The sequence below is a fragment of the Brevibacillus thermoruber 423 genome, from assembly GCF_000454065.1.
Lineage (GTDB): Bacteria > Bacillota > Bacilli > Brevibacillales > Brevibacillaceae > Brevibacillus > Brevibacillus thermoruber.
In genome coordinates, this window is record NZ_KE695650.1 from 351,999 (window position 1) to 368,396 (window position 16,398).

Here is a 16,398-nt window from a genome sequence, read left to right on the forward strand (position 1 = left end):
TCAGAAGGGGTGAAGATCACTTGAAGACTCGAGTGTATGAATACGCCAAACAGCACAACATGAGCAGCAAGGAAATCCTCAATTTGCTAAAGCGGTTGAACATAGAAGTGGCAAATCATATGAGTATCATGGACGAAGCGACGATCAAAAAAATTGAGGATCACCTTGCCAAGCTGCGGGCCGGCGGCAAGCCGGAACAGCAGCGGTCCGCCGGACAGGCGGAAGCGAAGCCCAAACAGCCGGGCGACAAGAAGCGGACGGAGGAGTCGAAAGGGCAGCAAAAGCCGCAGCAGCAACAGCAGCAGCGCCGCAACGAACGTCCGTCTGATCGCGGCGGCAGCCGTCAGGGCGGCGGCCAGCGTTCCGACCAGCAGCGTCCGTATCAAGGCAAAAATCAGGGGAAGAATCAGGAGAGAAAACCGAGCGATATGAAAAGCCAATCCGCAAAACCGTTTGATCGCAAGCAGCAGGTTACCCAACAAGAGCCGACGGTCAATGAACACGACGATCCGCGCGCAGGCGACGATTTCGAGGACAAGGTAAAAATCCCGCCCAAGGTTTCCCTGGAGAAGCGGGAAAAGATCAAAAAAGGACCGGGCGGCAAGAAGACATTCGACGAGAACAAAAAGAACCAGCCGTTCAAGGGCGGCAGCAAACGGCAGGACAACCGCCGTCAGGGTCATCGCGAACAGCAGCAGCGCCCGATGCCGGAACCGCCGTCCAAAATTACCTTCACCGAGTCCCTTACCGTCGCCGAACTGGCGAAAAAACTGCGCAGGGAACCGGCGGAAATCATCAAAAAGTTGTTTAATTTGGGCATCATGGCCACGATTAACCAGGATCTCGACCGCGACGCCATCGAGCTGATCTGCTCCGAGTACAACGTCGAGGTGGAAGAGAAGATCGTCATCGACGAAACCAACTTCGAGACGATCGAAGAGGTGGATAACCCGGCCGATCTGGTGGAACGTCCGCCGGTCGTCACCATCATGGGTCACGTCGACCACGGGAAGACCACCCTGTTGGACGCCATCCGCTCCACCAACGTCGTAGCGGGTGAAGCAGGCGGCATCACCCAGCACATCGGCGCGTACCAGGTGGAAGTCAAAGGGAAGAAGATCACCTTCCTGGACACCCCCGGCCACGCGGCGTTCACCACGATGCGTGCCCGCGGCGCCCAAATCACCGACATCACGATTCTCGTCGTAGCCGCGGACGACGGCGTCATGCCGCAAACCGTGGAGGCGATCAACCACGCGAAGGCGGCCAATGTGCCGATCATCGTCGCCGTCAACAAAGTCGACAAGCCGGAGGCAAACGTCGACCGGATCAAGCAGGAACTGACCGAGTACGGACTGGTGGCCGAAGAGTGGGGCGGCGACACCATTTTCTGCCCGATCTCCGCGAAACAGCGCATCGGCCTCGAGGAGCTGCTGGAGTACATCCTGCTCGTTGCCGAGGTGCAGGAGCTGAAAGCCAACCCGAACAAACGCGCCCGCGGTACCGTCGTCGAGGCGGAGCTGGACAAGGGACGCGGACCGGTGGCAACTGTCCTTGTGCAGCACGGTACGCTTAAAGTAGGGGATCCGATCGTCGTCGGCAGCACCTACGGCCGCGTCCGCGCGATGGTAAACGACAAGGGACGCCGTCTGAAAGAAGCGGGACCGTCCACGCCGGTGGAGATCACCGGTCTGAATGACGTGCCGCAGGCGGGCGACCAGTTCATGGTCTTCGAAGACGAGAAAAAGGCCCGCGCCATCGGCGAAGCGCGCGCGGCCAAGCAGCGCGAATCGGAACGGCGCGCCAACACGCGCGTGTCCCTGGACGATCTGTTCCAGCACATTCAGGAGGGCGACGTGAAAGAGCTCAACCTGATCGTGAAGGCGGATGTGCAGGGTTCCGTAGAAGCGCTCCGCGGCGCGCTCGAGAAGATCAATGTGAACGGCACGCGCGTCAAGATCATTCACACCGGCGTAGGGGCGATTACCGAGTCCGACATCACGCTGGCCAACGCGTCCAACGCGATCGTGATCGGCTTCAACGTGCGTCCTGAGCCAAACGCCCGCAACATGGCCGAACAGGAGAAGATCGACATTCGCCTGCACCGCGTCATCTACAACGTGATCGACGAGATCGAGCAGGCGCTGAAAGGCATGCTGGATCCGGTCTACAAGGAGACCATCATCGGCCAGGCGGAAATCCGCGAGGTCTTCAAGGTTTCCAAAGTGGGCAACATCGCCGGCTGCTACGTCACCGAAGGCAAGCTGACCCGCGATGCCGGCGCCCGGTTGATTCGCGAGGGCGTGGTCATCTACGAAGGCAAGCTGGATACGCTCAAGCGCTTCAAGGATGACGTCCGCGAAGTGATGAGCGGCTACGAGTGCGGCTTGACCCTGGAGCGCTTCCAGGACATCAAGGTGGGAGACGTGATCGAAGCCTTCATCATGGAGGAAGTGAAGCAGTAATGCTGGCGGGGGCGCGGATTGAACTGTTTCTGCCCGCCTGCCGCAACCTAAAAGAGAAACGGGCCATCGTCAAGAGCATTCTCGGCAAGCTGCGGAGCCGCTTCAACGTCTCCACGGCGGAGGTGGCCTGTCAGGAGCAGTGGCAGCGTGCCGTACTGGGTATCGCTGCCGTTGCTAATGAATGGTCGTTTTTGCAGGAACAAATCCAGGCGGCTGTCCGTCTGGTGGAAAACCATCCCGGCGTGGAGTTGATCCGCGCCGATACGGAATACTACGACTAACGCCAGCGGAGGTGACAGACATGAACAAAACGAGGATGAGCCGGGTGGGCGAGGAGATCAAGAAAGAACTGAGCCTCCTCCTGCAGCGCGGCCTCAAGGACCCGCGCATCGGCTTTGTCACGGTAACGGATGTGGAAGTGACCAGCGATCTCCAGTTGGCCAAGGTGTTCGTCAGCATTTTCGGCGACGACGAACAGCGCAAGGCGTCCCTGGCCGGGCTGCAAAAGGCAAAGGGCTACCTGCGCACGGAGATCGGCCGGCGCGTAAAGCTGCGCCACGTGCCCGATTTCGTGTTTAAACTGGACGAATCGATCGATTACGGGAACCGGATCGAATCGATTCTCCGCGAAATCTCCACAGAAGGTGCCAAAGGAGACAAACAGGATGAGTGATTATCGCCGTGCCTTGGAGGAAGCGGCCCGGTTCATGCGGGAACACGACCGCTTCCTGATTCTCTCCCACGTCAACCCGGACGGGGATGCGACCGGTTCGACACTGGCGGTGGCCGCGATGCTGGAACAGTTGGGAAAATCGTACCTGCTCGCCAACGAGGGCGGCACGCCGGACAAATTTTCATTTTTGCCCCGTTTTGAGCGGATTTGCAATCTTTCGCAAGCTTCGCCCGGCGAAACCTTTTCCGCGGTGATCGCGGTCGATTGCGCCGACGCGTCGCGGATGGGCGACGTGAATCATCTGTTTGCCCCCGACTCCGTCCTGCTCAATATCGACCACCATCCCACCAACGACGCCTTCGGTGCGGTAAACGTCATCCGCACCGACGCGGCCGCCACCGCGGAGATCCTGTTCGACCTGAACGAAGCGGCCGGGCTGCCGATCACGGAAGACTTCGCGCTCTGCATCTACACGGGACTCTTGACCGACACGGGCGGCTTCCGCTACTCCAACACGTCGCCGCACGTCATGGAAATCGCCGCCCGCCTGCTGCGGTACGGTGTCAATCCGGGCGACGTGGCGGAGCGGTGCCTCGAAGTCATCACGCTGTCCCACGTCAAACTGCTCCGGCAGGCGCTGCAGTCGCTGCGCGTGTCCCATCGCGGCCAGGTGGCATCCGTTTCCGTCAGCCTGCAGGATTTGGAGGATGTGGGAGCAGATCGGGAGGATGCCGGGGGACTGGTGAATTACTGCCGCAACATCGAAGGTGTGGAAGTGGGCGTGTCGTTTGTGGAAGCGGAGCCGGGGGCGGTGAAGGTGAGCCTGCGGGCCCGCAGCCGCGTGGACGTGTCGCAGATCGCCAAGGAACTGGGAGGCGGCGGCCACGCCAAAGCGGCGGGCTGCACGCTTCGCGGGACGCTGGCGGAGGCGCAGGAACGGGTGTGGAACGCCCTGGGGCAGGCGTTGGGAGTGAGCGCGGATGAGTAGCAAGTGGCATGGCGTCGTGGTGCTGGACAAGCCGGCCGGAATGACCTCCCACGACTGTGTGGCCCGCATCCGCCGCCTGTTTCGCACGAAAAAGGTGGGCCATGCCGGCACCCTGGACCCGGACGTGACCGGCGTGCTGCCCGTCTGTCTGGGACACGCCACCCGCCTGGTCGAATACCTGCAGGACCTCCCGAAGCGCTACGACGTGGTGATGCGCCTCGGTTCCTCCACCACGACCGAGGACGCGGCCGGGGAACTGGTGGAACACCTGCCGGTCGACTCCGCAGCCATCACGCCGGAGCGGCTGAATGGCGTGTTCCGCCAGTTTCTGGGCGAGATCGAGCAGGTCCCCCCGATGTACTCCGCCGTCAAGGTAAACGGCAAACGGCTGTACCAACTGGCCAGAGAGGGCGAAGTGGTGGAGCGCCCTGCACGCAGGGTGACGATCTACGAGCTGGACCTGCACGACATCCGTCCGGACGGCGACGCCGTGGACGTGTTCTTTTCCTGCACGTGTTCCAAAGGCACCTATGTGCGCACCTTGTGTGTTGACCTGGGACGTGCTCTGGGGTATCCTGCCCATATGAAGCAGTTGAGGCGCGTCAAAAGCGGCCCGTTTTCGGAGCGGGACGCCGTGGCGCTGGAGCTGCTGGAAGAAAAGGGCGCGCGCGGAGAGGAGCTGTCCCCCTGGCTGGTCCCCTTGTCGCAAGCGGTCTCGTTTCTGCCGAGGTACCAGGTGCCGCCCGAGCGGATAAAAGCGGTGCTGAACGGTCTGTCCACCGCCCTTCCCGGCGTGAAGGCGGAAGAGGGCAGCCTGATCTGCCTGTTCGCGGGAGAACAACTGCTGGGCATTCACCGCGTCTGCCGCGGCCCCAAAGGTCTTTTTGCCAAGGCTGAAAAAGTCTTTCCCACCGAGGTGTAAGCGTGAAAACGATATCCTTGACGTATCCACTGCCGCGGGATTTGCAGCCGGACCCCTGCGCCATCGCCCTGGGGTATTTTGACGGCGTACATATCGGCCATCGGCGCGTGATTCAAAAAGCGATCGACACGGCCAAGGCGAACGGATGGAAAAGCGCGGTCATGACCTTCGATCCCCATCCGCGCGAGGTGCTGGGGCAGACCGGGTACAGCCAGTATCTCACCCCGCTGGCGGACAAGCTGGAACAACTGGAGAAGATGGGCGTAGATCTGACCTACGTCATCCGTTTTGACATCGCCTTCGCGGCCGTCTACCCGGAGGACTTCATCGCCGAATGCCTGCTGCCGCTCAACTGCCGCCACGTGGTCGTCGGGTTCGACTACACGTTTGGCTACCGCGGCATGGGTACGGCGCAAACGCTGCTGGCGGCGAGCGAGGGACGGTACGGCGTCGACATCATCGGGCCGGTCAACCGGCTGGGCGAAAAAGTGAGCAGCACGATTATCCGCGAGTATCTGCACCATGGCGACGTGGAGCAGACCCGCCTTCTGCTCGGACGGCCGTACAAGATCAGGGGCGTGGTCGTCCACGGCGACAAGCGCGGCCGCACGATCGGCTTCCCTACGGCCAACGTGCGCGTGTCCCGGCCGTATCTGATCGGGAAAAACGGGGTGTACGGCGTCCGCTTCAGCGTGGACGGCCAAAGCTACCGCGGCGTGATGAACGTGGGCATCAAGCCGACGTTTGAGCTGGAGAAGAAGGAGAAGTCGCTGGAAGTGCACATTTTTGACTTCCAGGGAGACCTGTACGGAAAAGAAGTGGAAGTGGAGTTTCTGTTCTTCATCCGCGACGAGCAAAAATTCTCCGGCGTGGACGCGCTGATCGCGCAAATCCGGGAGGACGTGGAATACGCCAAGCGGAAGTTTGCCGAGGCGAACGTGTAAATCTTTTTCTTTGCTTTTCCATGAGCGGTATGCTATAATTCAAAACGTTGTACAGATAACCGCAGCTTGGCTGTCCGACACTCACCGGCGGCAGACTCGGCTGACGGGGATAGACAAGAGGGAGGTGAGTCATGATGGCACTGTCTCAAGAACGCAAAGCTCAACTGATTCAAGAGTTCCGTACGCATGAGAACGACACCGGTTCTCCGGAAGTTCAGATCGCTATCCTGACCGAGAACATCAACAACTTGAACGAGCATCTGCGCACGCACAAGAAAGACCACCACAGCCGTCGTGGTCTGCTGAAGATGGTTGGTCAGCGCCGCAATCTGTTGAACTACCTGAAAGAAACGGACATTCAGCGTTATCGCGTACTGATTGACCGTCTCGGTCTGCGTCGCTAATGACATCAGTTGGAAAGCGGGTTCATCCCGCTTTTTCTGCTGTCTGCGCCTCTTTCCGCCGGCGGGGTGGCCGAAGACCGGGAGACAAGCCTCCTCTCGGAAAAGCTGCTGCGCCGGGCGGGCTCAGGCAGAATCTGCTCTTTTTCTCCTTGCATCTGCCACAGCGAGCCATTTAATTTTCAAACAGGCAGGAAATAATACATATAGGTAGAAAAAAGATTGTGTACGTGTACTAAGTCGTGAAGGAGGACTGCTAGCAACATGGAGCAACAATACCGTACATACGACTTTGACCTGGCAGGCCGCAAACTGACGCTGGAATTCGGCAAGATGGCCAAGCAGGCGCAAGGTTCGGTTCTGGTTCGGTACGGCGATACGGCGATTCTCTCCGCCGTGACGGTGTCCAAGGAAGCAAAGCCGATCGACTTTTTCCCGCTGACCGTCAACTACGAGGAGCGGCTGTACGCAGTCGGGAAAATTCCCGGAGGCTTTATCAAGCGGGAGGGACGTCCCAGCGAAAAGGCGATTTTGGCCAGCCGCCTGATTGACCGTCCGATCCGTCCGCTGTTTCCCGAAGGGTTCCGCAACGAAGTCCAGGTGGTAAACACGGTGCTGTCCGTCGACCAGGACTGCTCGCCGGAGATCGCCGCCATGATCGGTACGTCGGCTGCGCTGTGCGTCTCGGAAATTCCCTTTAACGGCCCCATTGCCGGCGTGATCGTCGGGCGCGTCGACGGCCAGTTCGTGATCAACCCGACCGTCGAGCAGATGGAAAAGAGCGACATTCACCTGGTCGTGGCCGGAACGCGCGACGCCATCAACATGGTGGAGGCGGGAGCCGACCAGGTGCCGGAAGAAGTGATGCTGGAAGCGATCATGACCGGCCACGAGGTCATCAAGGAACTGGTCAAATTCCAGGATCAGATCGTCGCCGAGATCGGCAAGGAAAAAATGGAAGTCGTGCTGCATGAAGTGGATCCGGAAATCGACCAGGCCGTCCGCAGCTATGCTGAAGCCCGGTTGAAGGAAGCGATCCGCATCGAGGAGAAACAGGCGCGCTACGACGCCATCGACGCGATCAAGGAGGAAACGCGTCAGCATTTCGCCGAGCTCGATCCGGAGACGTATCCGGAACAGGAATCGATGATCAACGAGGTGCTGCACAACATCGTCAAGGAAGAAGTGCGCCGCCTGATCACGGAGGAGAAAATCCGGCCGGACGGACGGGCTCTCAACGAAATCCGCCCGCTGTCCAGCGAAGTGGGCCTGCTGGCGCGCACGCACGGTTCCGGGCTGTTCACGCGGGGCCAAACGCAAGCCCTCAGCGTATGCACGCTCGGCGCGCTGGGTGATGTGCAGATTCTGGACGGCTTGGGTCTGGAAGAGTCCAAACGCTTCATGCACCACTACAACTTCCCGCCGTACAGCGTAGGGGAAGCGCGACCGCTGCGGGCACCGGGACGCCGCGAAATCGGACACGGGGCGCTTGGCGAGAGGGCCATCGAACCGATCATCCCGTCCGAGAGCGAGTTCCCGTATACCATCCGGCTTGTCTCCGAGGTCATCGAATCAAACGGTTCCACCTCCCAGGCGTCCATTTGCGCCAGCGTACTGGCTCTGATGGATGCGGGCGTGCCGATCAAGGCGCCGGTTGCCGGTATCGCGATGGGGCTGATCATGGGCAAGGACGGCAAGACCTTCTCCATCCTGACCGACATCCAGGGCATGGAAGACCACCTTGGCGACATGGACTTCAAAGTGGCCGGCACTGAAAAAGGGGTTACCGCCATCCAGATGGACATCAAGATTTCCGGCATCAACCGGGAGATCCTGCAGCAGGCGCTGGAACAGGCGCGCGAAGGACGGCTCGTGATCCTGAAGCACATGATGGAGACGATCTCCGCACCGCGGCCGCAGCTTTCTCCGTACGCGCCGAAAATTATTACGATGCAGATCAATCCGGACAAGATCCGCGAGGTGATCGGTCCCCAAGGACGCGTCATCAACAAGATCATCGACGAAACGGGCGTCAAAATCGACATCGAACAAGACGGCCGCATCTACATCGCCTCGGTTGACCAGGAAGCCAACCTGCGCGCGAAACAGATCATTGAGGACCTGGTGCGCGAGGTAACCGTTGGCCAGACCTATCTGGGCACCGTGAAGCGCGTGGAAAAATACGGGGCGTTCATCGAACTCTTCGCCGGCAAGGAAGGGCTCTGCCACATCTCCCAACTGGCGGAAGAGCGGGTCGCCAAAACCGAAGATGTCGTCTCCATCGGCGACAAGGTGCTCGTCAAGGTTACGGAAATTGACGATCAGGGCCGGATCAACCTGTCCCGCAAGGCCGTGCTGAAGGAACAGGCGGCACAGCGCGCGGCGGCCAAAGCAGAATAACTTTCAAGCAAAAGGCTTCGTCACTCGAAGGTATCTTCGCGTACGGAAGCTTTTTCTTTTTCTCCATCCCCGTCCCTCCAACAGGGGGCGGAATTTGTCGACATAAAATTGTTGTACAACTCGCAATATTCATTTATTCTGTCAGCATATTACCGAATCCGGTACTGAAATCACCATCAACTACTCATTCGCGTTTTGCCGGACGAAGCGAATACCGGAAACGGTAGCAACCAGATGTTTGCAGATAGGGGCGTGCAGAGTGGTGAGCCACATGCTTGACGAACTGGACCTGGGGATCATCCAACTGCTGTCGAGAGACGGTCGAATGCCGTTCTCCGAGATGGCGGGACAGTTGGGCGTCACGGAAAAAACCGTTCGCGCGAGGTACAACAATTTGAAGGAAAACGACATGATCAGCGTCGTGGGCGTGGTCAATCCCATCTCCCTCGGGCTCAAGATCGGCGCCATCATCCAACTGCGGGTGGAGCACCGGCATCTGCAAAACGTGATGGAACAGATCAGCCGATGTCGAGAAGTCCGCTACGTCACGCTGACGTCCGGGGACTACCAACTGCTGATTCAGGTGCATGTGCGCCATCACGAAGAGCTGACTGATTTTGTCAAACACAAGTTGGGCAGCATCGAGGAGATTGCCAAGGTCAACCTGATCGTTCAACTGGAGGTGTACAAGAACACGTTCTCCTACATGTAAAGGGGACAAGCACTGCGGCGTCTCGGCCGTCCGCGCGCGAAAGCCGCGGATGGCGGGGAAGGTCGGATTCCGGTTATCCATGCAAACCGGTCAACTCGTAGGGAGAGGGGAGAGATACCCATGAAAAAGCTCGCGACACTCGGCCTGGCGCTCGTCCTCGCGCTGCCGGCGCTGTCAGGATGCACGGGAGGGGGCTCCGGAGCCGCGGATCTGGCACAGGCGAACAAGTCCGGCGAAGGGAACCAACAGGAAATCGTCTTCAACGCCAAGTCCGAACCGCCCGACCTGAATCCGCTGAAGTCGACGGACACCACGTCGTTCTGGATCATCGACCAGTTGTTTGAGGGATTGTACTGGACGAACCAAAACGGTGAGCCGGTATTGGCGGCCGCGAAAGACGTACAAATAACGGAGAATGGGAAACGGTACACGTTTACCCTGCGCGACGAGGCCAAATGGTCGAACGGCGACCCGGTCACGGCGGAAGACTTTGTCTATTCGTTCCTGACGCATCTCGACCCTGCGTTCGGTTCCACGACCGCCTTCCAGCTTTACTACATAAAAGGGGCGGAAGCGTTTAACAAGGGAACGGGCAAGGCGGAGGAGGTAGGAGTCAAGGCGCTGGATGACAAGACGCTGCAGATCGATCTGGTGGCGCCGATCAGCTATTTCCCGAAACTGTTGGCGACCCGTTACTACACTCCGATCAACAAAAAAGTGGCGGAGGCCAACCCGAACTGGGCCGGAGATGCCAAGACGTACGTGTCCAACGGCGCCTATGCCTTGACCGAGTGGAATCACGATTCCTCCGTCACGATTGAGAAAAACGAACACTACTGGAACAAGGCCGACGTCAGCATGCCCAAGGTGACCTGGAAAATGGTGAACGAAGCCACCACGTACTATCAAATGTACAAGAGCGGCGAGCTGGATGTGATTCAGGACCTGCCGACCGAGGTGATCGAAAAGGAAAAGAACAATCCGGATTTCGTCAACAAGCCCAATTTTGGGACGTACATGTACATGTTTAACGTCGAACAGCCGCCGTTTACCAACAAAAAGATCCGCAAGGCGTTTGCCATGGCGCTGGACCGCAAGCTGATCACCGAGAGCGTGAGCATGGGCGGGGAAACGCCGGCGTATGCGATGGTGCCCGATGGAGTGGTCACCGCGACGGGAAGCGACTTCCGCAAAGAAAAGCCCGCATATTTTGCGTACGATCCGCAGGAAGCGAAGCGCTTGCTGGAAGAAGGGATGAAAGAAGAGGGATGGACGTCCTTCCCGGAGACGACGCTGATGTACAATACGGCCGAAAATCACAAGAAGATCGCCCAAGCGGTACAGGAAATGATCAGCAAGAACCTGGGCGTCGAACTGAAGCTGCAGAACCAGGAGTGGAAGGTATACCTCGACACGACCAAGCAAAAGAACTACCAGATGGCGCGGATGGGCTGGCTGCCCGCTGTCGTGGACCCGTCGTTCAGCCTGGATTATTACCTGGGAGACAGCCCCAACAACCGGACGGGCTGGGTCAACACAGAGTACGACAGCTTGATGGCCGCGGCCAAGGTCGAACAGGACCCGCAAAAGCGAAACGACTTGCTGCACAGCGCGGAAGACATTCTGATGGACGAGATGCCGTTCATCCCGGTCTACTTTTACATGCAGAATTACCTCGTGAAACCGGATATCCACGGACTCTATTTCCCGCCGAACGGGTATCCGATCGCGCGGTGGGCGACCCGCGGGCAGTGACGCGCGGGCGAAAACGGCGGCCACGCCCCCAGCCTTGCCAATATCGGAGCGAAAGGAGCAGAGGCCATGGAGCCAACGGAAAAGCTGCTCGCCTTTTTGCGGGTGGACTCCGCGTATCAGCCGCAGGCCGTCCCCGGGCGGCGGTCGTTTACCTTCCTCTCCAAACGGACGGGAATTCCCCAACTGTGGACGTGGACGGAAGCGGGCGCGGACATGGCGATCAACCTGCCCGACCGGGTGATGGAGGTGAGCCACTCGCCATCCGGCACCTATACAGTGGTCGGCATGGACTGCAGGGGGAACGAAAAACAGCAGTTGTACCTTCTGAACAACGACGACGCTTCCGTCGAAGAGCTGGCCGTTTCGCCGGATCATTTTCACTGCGTGGGCGGCTGGTCGCCGTGCGGAAAACGGGTGGCCTGGTCCAGCAACCGGCGTGATCCGGGCTGCTTCGACCTCTTTGTGCAGGACGTGGAGACGAAGAACATCGAGCGGGTCTACACGTGCGACGGGCGATTGGAGCCGATCGGCTGGCACCCGGATGGCGACAACCTGCTGGTCAGCCTGCAGGAGACCAACATTGACAACCGCCTGTACCTGATCGACCTGAAGCGGCAGACGGCACGCCGTCTGTGCGGGGATGATCGGCCGGCGCGGTATCGGTCGGCCCGGCTTGCAAAAGACGGTCGGGGCGGGTGGCTCGTGACCGATCAGGGGAGGAACACGATGGCGCTGTGCCGCTTCTCACTGGCGGACGGCGCGCTGGAGACGCTCGTCCACGTTCCCCGCTGGGACATCGTGGAGGCAATGCCGTCCGTCGACGAACAGCATCTGGCGTTCACGGTGAACGAAGGGGGGATCTTCGCCCTGTGCCTGTACAGCGTGACGGAGAAGTCGTTTCAGCGGGTGGAGGGGCTCCCCGCAGGCGTGGTCGATTCCCTCTCCTGGCTTGATCCAGACACACTGATCTTTTGTCTCAAAAGTCCCACGCTCCCCGGCGACGTGTGGCGTTACACCGTTTCGCGGCAGGAACTGTGCAGGCTGACCTTTTTCGGAAGAGCGGAGCAGATCGAGCATTTGTGGAAAGAACCGAAGATTCGCACCTATCGCTCGTTTGACGGTCTGGACGTGCCGTATTTCTTTTACGGAGACGAAGCCGATTCCCGCAGGCGGCCGGTCGTCGTCTACGTCCACGGCGGGCCGGAGAGCCAGATTCGCGCCGAGTTTCATCCGGTTCTTCAGTATCTCGTCAGTGAAGGCTTTATCGTCGTGGCCCCCAACGTCCGTGGGAGCATGGGGTATGGCAGGGAATACGTCCAACTGGACGACGGCCGCAAGCGAATGGATGCGGTCGCGGACCTGGCCTGGCTGGTCAGGGATCTCGCCGCCCTCCCCGCCGTCGATCCGACCAGGATCGGCATCATGGGGCGCAGTTACGGCGGATTTATGGTGCTGGCCGCCTTGACCCGCTATCCCGACTTGTGGGCCGCGGGCGTCGATATCGTCGGCATCTCGGACTTCCGCAGCTTCCTTGCCAACACCGGACCATGGCGCCGGAAGCTGCGCGAGGCCGAGTACGGCAGCCTGAGCGATCACGCCGATTTCTTCGCGGAGATCGCGCCGCTGCGCCACGCTCACAAGATACGGGTGCCGCTCCTCGTCTTTCACGGCCGAAACGACACCCGCGTGCCCGTGAGCGAGGCGGAGCAGTTGGTCGCGGACATGAAGAGCCGTCAACAGCACGTGGAACTGGTCGTATTTGAGGACGAGGGACATCAGACGGAAAAGCTGGAAAACCACATGGCGATGAATCGGCGCATCGCGCAGTTCTTTGGCCAGCACCTGCGACAAGCATGGATTAACGCAAAGGAAGGGTGATTCCCGTGAGGAAAAGCCGAGGCATGACAGCGGAAGATTTGTACCGGATCGCGTTTCTCGAAGATCCGCAGCTCTCGCCGGACGGAACCAAGGTTGCCTATGTGGTCAAAAGCATCGACGAATCGCGGCAGTACCGGTCCCATCTGTTCGTCCAGGGGATCGAGCAGGACGCGCCCGTCCAGTGGACGTACGGCAGCGTGCTTGACACCGCGCCGCGCTGGTCGCCGGACGGCAGGTCGCTGGCGTTTGTCTCCAACCGCAGCGGCCAGCCGCAAATCTGGTTATTTTCCGTGGAAGGCGGGGAACCGAGGCAGTTGACAACCTGCAGGCACGGGGCGAGACAGCCGGTCTGGTCGCCGGACGGGACGCGCATCCTGTTTTCCACGCGCCTGTCCGTCGACGAGCGGGCGGACGAAGAGGCTCCGCCTTCAACCGATCGGGAGGCGTCCTCTTCGGCGGGTGACGACCGCCGCGTCAAGAGGCCGATGGTCATCGATCGCCTCAAATACAAATCGGATGAGAGCGGATTTTTCGACGGGAAATACCGCCACCTGGCCGTCCTTGACCTGATTACCGGAGAAGTCCGCCAAATAACGGAGGGCCCCTATGATCACGACGGCGGCGCCTGGTCTCCGGATGGAACCATGATCGCGTTTACGGCCAATCGCACCGACGATCCCGACCGGACGCTGATCGCGGACGTGTACGTCGTCTCCATCCGAACGGACGAGTGGCGCAGGCTGACGAAAGGCACCGGGGTGTTTTCCGTGCCGAGCTGGTCACCCGACGGCAGCCGGATCGCCTGTATCGGGCATGAAAAGGAGTACGCCGGCGCCACGCTGAAGAGAATCTGGACGATTGATCTCGTCTCCGGCGGCATGACCTGCGTCACCCGGGACTGGGATGTTCACGTGGGCGACGTCGCGATCGGCGACATGCGGTCCGACCACGCGGACCGCCCCGTCCTGTGGACGTCGGACGGCACAGGGGTGTACTTCCTCGCCAGCGACCGGGGCAGCACCGGCGTGTACCATGCCGGTCTGGACGGCAGCGTGTCGCCAGTCGCGGGAGGGGAGCGGCACGTCTATGCCGTCACCATGGACCGGGAGCGGAAGACGGCTGTTCTCGCCGCAAGCGATCCGCTGAATCCGGGCGATCTGTACCGGCTCAGCCTGACAACCGGCGTCGAACGACGTCTGACCCGGGTCAATCAGGCGCTGCTCGACGAGGTCGTCCTGTCCCGCCCCGAACCGCTCGCCTTTGAGGCGGAAGACGGGTGGCAGATTCACGGCTGGATCATGAAGCCGGTCGGCTGGCGGGAGGGGGAAACGTATCCGCTCATCCTGGAAATTCACGGCGGCCCCCACATGATGTACGGGTATACGTTTTTCCACGAAATGCAGATGCTGGCATCCCGCGGCTATGCCGTCCTGTTTACCAATCCGCGCGGCAGCCACGGCTACGGCCAGCGGTTTGTCGACGCCTGCCGCGGCGATTACGGCGGCAAAGACTACCGCGACCTGATGAATGCGGTGGACTACGCTGTGAAAACGTTCGCCTTCATTGACGAGAGCCGGATGGGGGTGACCGGGGGCAGCTACGGCGGTTTTATGACGAATTGGATCGTCGGCCAGACCAACCGCTTCCGGGCGGCTGTCACCCAGCGCTCGATTTCCAACTGGCTCAGCTTTTACGGCGTGAGCGACATCGGCTACTTTTTTGCTGCCGACGAGATTGGCGCAAACCTGTACGACAACCCGGACAAGCTCTGGCAGCACTCGCCGCTGCGCCATGCGGCACAGGTGGAGACGCCGCTGCTCATTCTGCACGGGGAGCGGGATTACCGCTGTCCGATCGAACAGGCGGAGCAGTTCTACGCCGCTCTCAAGCACCAAGGCAAGGCGCCGGTGAGATTGGTCCGCTTCCCCGACGCGAATCACGAGCTGTCCCGCAGCGGCGATCCGGTGCTGCGGGTGGAGCGGCTGCGCCTCATCGCCGATTGGTTCGACCAGTATGTAAAGGCTGGCGCGGAGGAGAGGAGCAACGAATACGCCAAAGGCTGATGCGTTTCCCGTCCATGTCATGGGCATCCCCTGTTTCAAGGGGATGTTCTTTTTTCGTCTAACTCTTTCCCTCGACTCATACACTGGACAAAGAGAGAGGTTGTACGGTAGGAGAAGGGAGGGGGCAACCCTCATGGGTCAAAAGGCGAAACGCTTGTGGTTTGCGGGAGGGGGTGCTGTCCTCCTGTCCTTTGTTCTCAGCTACGGCCCGATCGACCAGTACGTTGACGCGGTCAAGCACCAGACTGTGCAGGTTGCGCTTCCCCTAGGGGAAGACGAGCGGCTGCGCGCCCTGATCGATCAGTGGAAACAGGGACGGGAAGAGGCACCGGTCAATGCCCGGATCGACTCCATCTGGAAAGCGATTCCCGGTTACAACGGGCGCGTCGTGGACATCGAGGCGTCCCTGGCCAACATGAAGCTGTCACGCACGCCGGGGCCGGAGTCGCTGGTATACAAGGAGATCCCTCCGGCGGTCACGCTGGAACAGTTGGGCGTGCACCCGGTTTATCGGGGGAACGAAAAAAAGCCGGCCATTTCCTTTATGATCAACGTCGCCTGGGGCAACGAGTATCTCGATACGATCCTGGACACGCTGGACAAACACGGCGTGAAGACCACGTTTTTCCTGGACGGCTCGTGGGTCAAACGCTACCCGGAATGGGCGAAAAAGATTGCCGCCCGCGGCCATGAGATCGGCAACCACGCATATTCCCACCCCGACATGAGCCGGCTGGGCCGGGAGCGGATCCGCCAGGAAATCGGCCGCACGCAGGAGGTGATCCGCCATACACTAGGGGTAACACCCGTGTTGTTTGCCCCTCCCTCCGGCGCGTTCAATCAAGCGGTCGTCGACATCGCCCGCCACGACTTTCAAATGACGACCATACTCTGGACGGCCGACACGATTGACTGGCAAAAGCCGTCGGCTGACGTGCTGATTCGGCGAATTGAGCCCAAAATGGGCAACGGGGTACTGGTCCTGATGCATCCGACCGCGCCCACGGCGGCAGGGCTGGATGCGTTGATCCGGATGGCCAAGCAAAAGGGGCTGGTTCCCGCCACCGTTTCCGAGGTGATTTCCAGCCGGCGCCTGCCCTGAAAGTGCAGGACAATGCGATCATTTATTGTGGAGTCAAGGGAATTTTGCTATAGTTAGACGTGTTTACAAGAAAGTCCCGAAGCGGATAGAGACAG

Annotated in this window: 13 protein-coding genes; all 13 read left to right on the top strand. The window is 60.1% G+C overall.

The window, feature by feature from the left end:
* The first annotated feature begins 20 nt into the window (after nucleotides 1-20).
* The gene (gene infB / locus M516_RS0109975; RefSeq protein WP_029098993.1) at nucleotides 21-2,465 is read left to right on the top strand and encodes a translation initiation factor IF-2; all 2,445 of its coding nucleotides are present in this window, start codon (nucleotides 21-23) and stop codon (nucleotides 2,463-2,465) included.
* Nucleotides 2,465-2,746, top strand: a complete 282-nt coding sequence (locus tag M516_RS0109980) for a DUF503 domain-containing protein (RefSeq protein WP_029098994.1) — start codon at nucleotides 2,465-2,467, stop codon at nucleotides 2,744-2,746. Before infB ends, M516_RS0109980 begins: the two co-directional genes overlap by 1 nt.
* Before the next feature lie 20 nt (nucleotides 2,747-2,766).
* Nucleotides 2,767-3,138, top strand: coding sequence for a 30S ribosome-binding factor RbfA (gene rbfA / locus M516_RS0109985; RefSeq protein ID WP_029098995.1), 372 nt, complete (start codon nucleotides 2,767-2,769; stop codon nucleotides 3,136-3,138).
* Nucleotides 3,131-4,126 carry a DHH family phosphoesterase gene (locus M516_RS0109990; RefSeq protein WP_029098996.1) on the top strand — a complete coding sequence of 332 codons (996 nt, stop codon included), beginning with the start codon at nucleotides 3,131-3,133 and terminating at the stop codon, nucleotides 4,124-4,126. The genes rbfA and M516_RS0109990 overlap by 8 nt, the downstream gene beginning before the upstream one ends.
* The gene (gene truB, locus M516_RS0109995) at nucleotides 4,119-5,048 is read left to right on the top strand and encodes a tRNA pseudouridine(55) synthase TruB (protein ID WP_029098997.1); all 930 of its coding nucleotides are present in this window, start codon (nucleotides 4,119-4,121) and stop codon (nucleotides 5,046-5,048) included. Before M516_RS0109990 ends, truB begins: the two co-directional genes overlap by 8 nt.
* Before the next feature lie 2 nt (nucleotides 5,049-5,050).
* Nucleotides 5,051-5,992 (top strand): bifunctional riboflavin kinase/FAD synthetase, encoded by a 942-nt coding sequence (locus tag M516_RS0110000; protein ID WP_029098998.1) that lies wholly within the window; start codon nucleotides 5,051-5,053, stop codon nucleotides 5,990-5,992.
* 134 nt (nucleotides 5,993-6,126) lie between these two features.
* The gene (rpsO, locus tag M516_RS0110005; protein ID WP_029098999.1) at nucleotides 6,127-6,396 is read left to right on the top strand and encodes a 30S ribosomal protein S15; all 270 of its coding nucleotides are present in this window, start codon (nucleotides 6,127-6,129) and stop codon (nucleotides 6,394-6,396) included.
* 261 nt (nucleotides 6,397-6,657) lie between these two features.
* A complete protein-coding gene (gene pnp, locus M516_RS0110010; RefSeq protein WP_029099000.1) occupies nucleotides 6,658-8,793 on the top strand; it encodes a polyribonucleotide nucleotidyltransferase in 2,136 nt (711 codons plus the stop codon).
* A 259-nt stretch (nucleotides 8,794-9,052) separates the two neighbouring features.
* The gene (locus M516_RS0110015) at nucleotides 9,053-9,505 is read left to right on the top strand and encodes an Lrp/AsnC family transcriptional regulator (RefSeq protein WP_238550958.1); all 453 of its coding nucleotides are present in this window, start codon (nucleotides 9,053-9,055) and stop codon (nucleotides 9,503-9,505) included.
* 120 nt (nucleotides 9,506-9,625) lie between these two features.
* Complete coding sequence (locus tag M516_RS0110020; protein ID WP_029099002.1) at nucleotides 9,626-11,260, top strand: peptide ABC transporter substrate-binding protein; 1,635 nt, start codon at nucleotides 9,626-9,628, stop codon at nucleotides 11,258-11,260.
* 66 nt (nucleotides 11,261-11,326) lie between these two features.
* Nucleotides 11,327-13,138 (top strand): S9 family peptidase, encoded by a 1,812-nt coding sequence (locus M516_RS0110025; RefSeq protein ID WP_029099003.1) that lies wholly within the window; start codon nucleotides 11,327-11,329, stop codon nucleotides 13,136-13,138.
* Nucleotides 13,139-13,161: 23 nt separating this feature from the next.
* On the top strand, nucleotides 13,162-15,201 hold the full coding sequence (locus M516_RS0110030) for a S9 family peptidase (RefSeq protein ID WP_035289411.1): 2,040 nt from the start codon (nucleotides 13,162-13,164) through the stop codon (nucleotides 15,199-15,201).
* A 133-nt stretch (nucleotides 15,202-15,334) separates the two neighbouring features.
* Nucleotides 15,335-16,303, top strand: a complete 969-nt coding sequence (locus M516_RS0110035) for a polysaccharide deacetylase family protein (RefSeq protein WP_029099005.1) — start codon at nucleotides 15,335-15,337, stop codon at nucleotides 16,301-16,303.
* Nucleotides 16,304-16,398: the final 95 nt, after the last annotated feature.

Coding starts and splice junctions, on each gene's coding strand:
- M516_RS0109980 (WP_029098994.1), top strand. CDS start 2,465: ATGCTGGCGGGGGCGCGGATTGAACTGTTTCTGCCCGCCTGCCGCAAC.
- rbfA (WP_029098995.1), top strand. CDS start 2,767: ATGAACAAAACGAGGATGAGCCGGGTGGGCGAGGAGATCAAGAAAGAA.
- M516_RS0109990 (WP_029098996.1), top strand. CDS start 3,131: ATGAGTGATTATCGCCGTGCCTTGGAGGAAGCGGCCCGGTTCATGCGG.
- truB (WP_029098997.1), top strand. CDS start 4,119: ATGAGTAGCAAGTGGCATGGCGTCGTGGTGCTGGACAAGCCGGCCGGA.
- rpsO (WP_029098999.1), top strand. CDS start 6,127: ATGGCACTGTCTCAAGAACGCAAAGCTCAACTGATTCAAGAGTTCCGT.
- pnp (WP_029099000.1), top strand. CDS start 6,658: ATGGAGCAACAATACCGTACATACGACTTTGACCTGGCAGGCCGCAAA.
- M516_RS0110020 (WP_029099002.1), top strand. CDS start 9,626: ATGAAAAAGCTCGCGACACTCGGCCTGGCGCTCGTCCTCGCGCTGCCG.
- M516_RS0110025 (WP_029099003.1), top strand. CDS start 11,327: ATGGAGCCAACGGAAAAGCTGCTCGCCTTTTTGCGGGTGGACTCCGCG.
- M516_RS0110030 (WP_035289411.1), top strand. CDS start 13,162: ATGACAGCGGAAGATTTGTACCGGATCGCGTTTCTCGAAGATCCGCAG.
- M516_RS0110035 (WP_029099005.1), top strand. CDS start 15,335: ATGGGTCAAAAGGCGAAACGCTTGTGGTTTGCGGGAGGGGGTGCTGTC.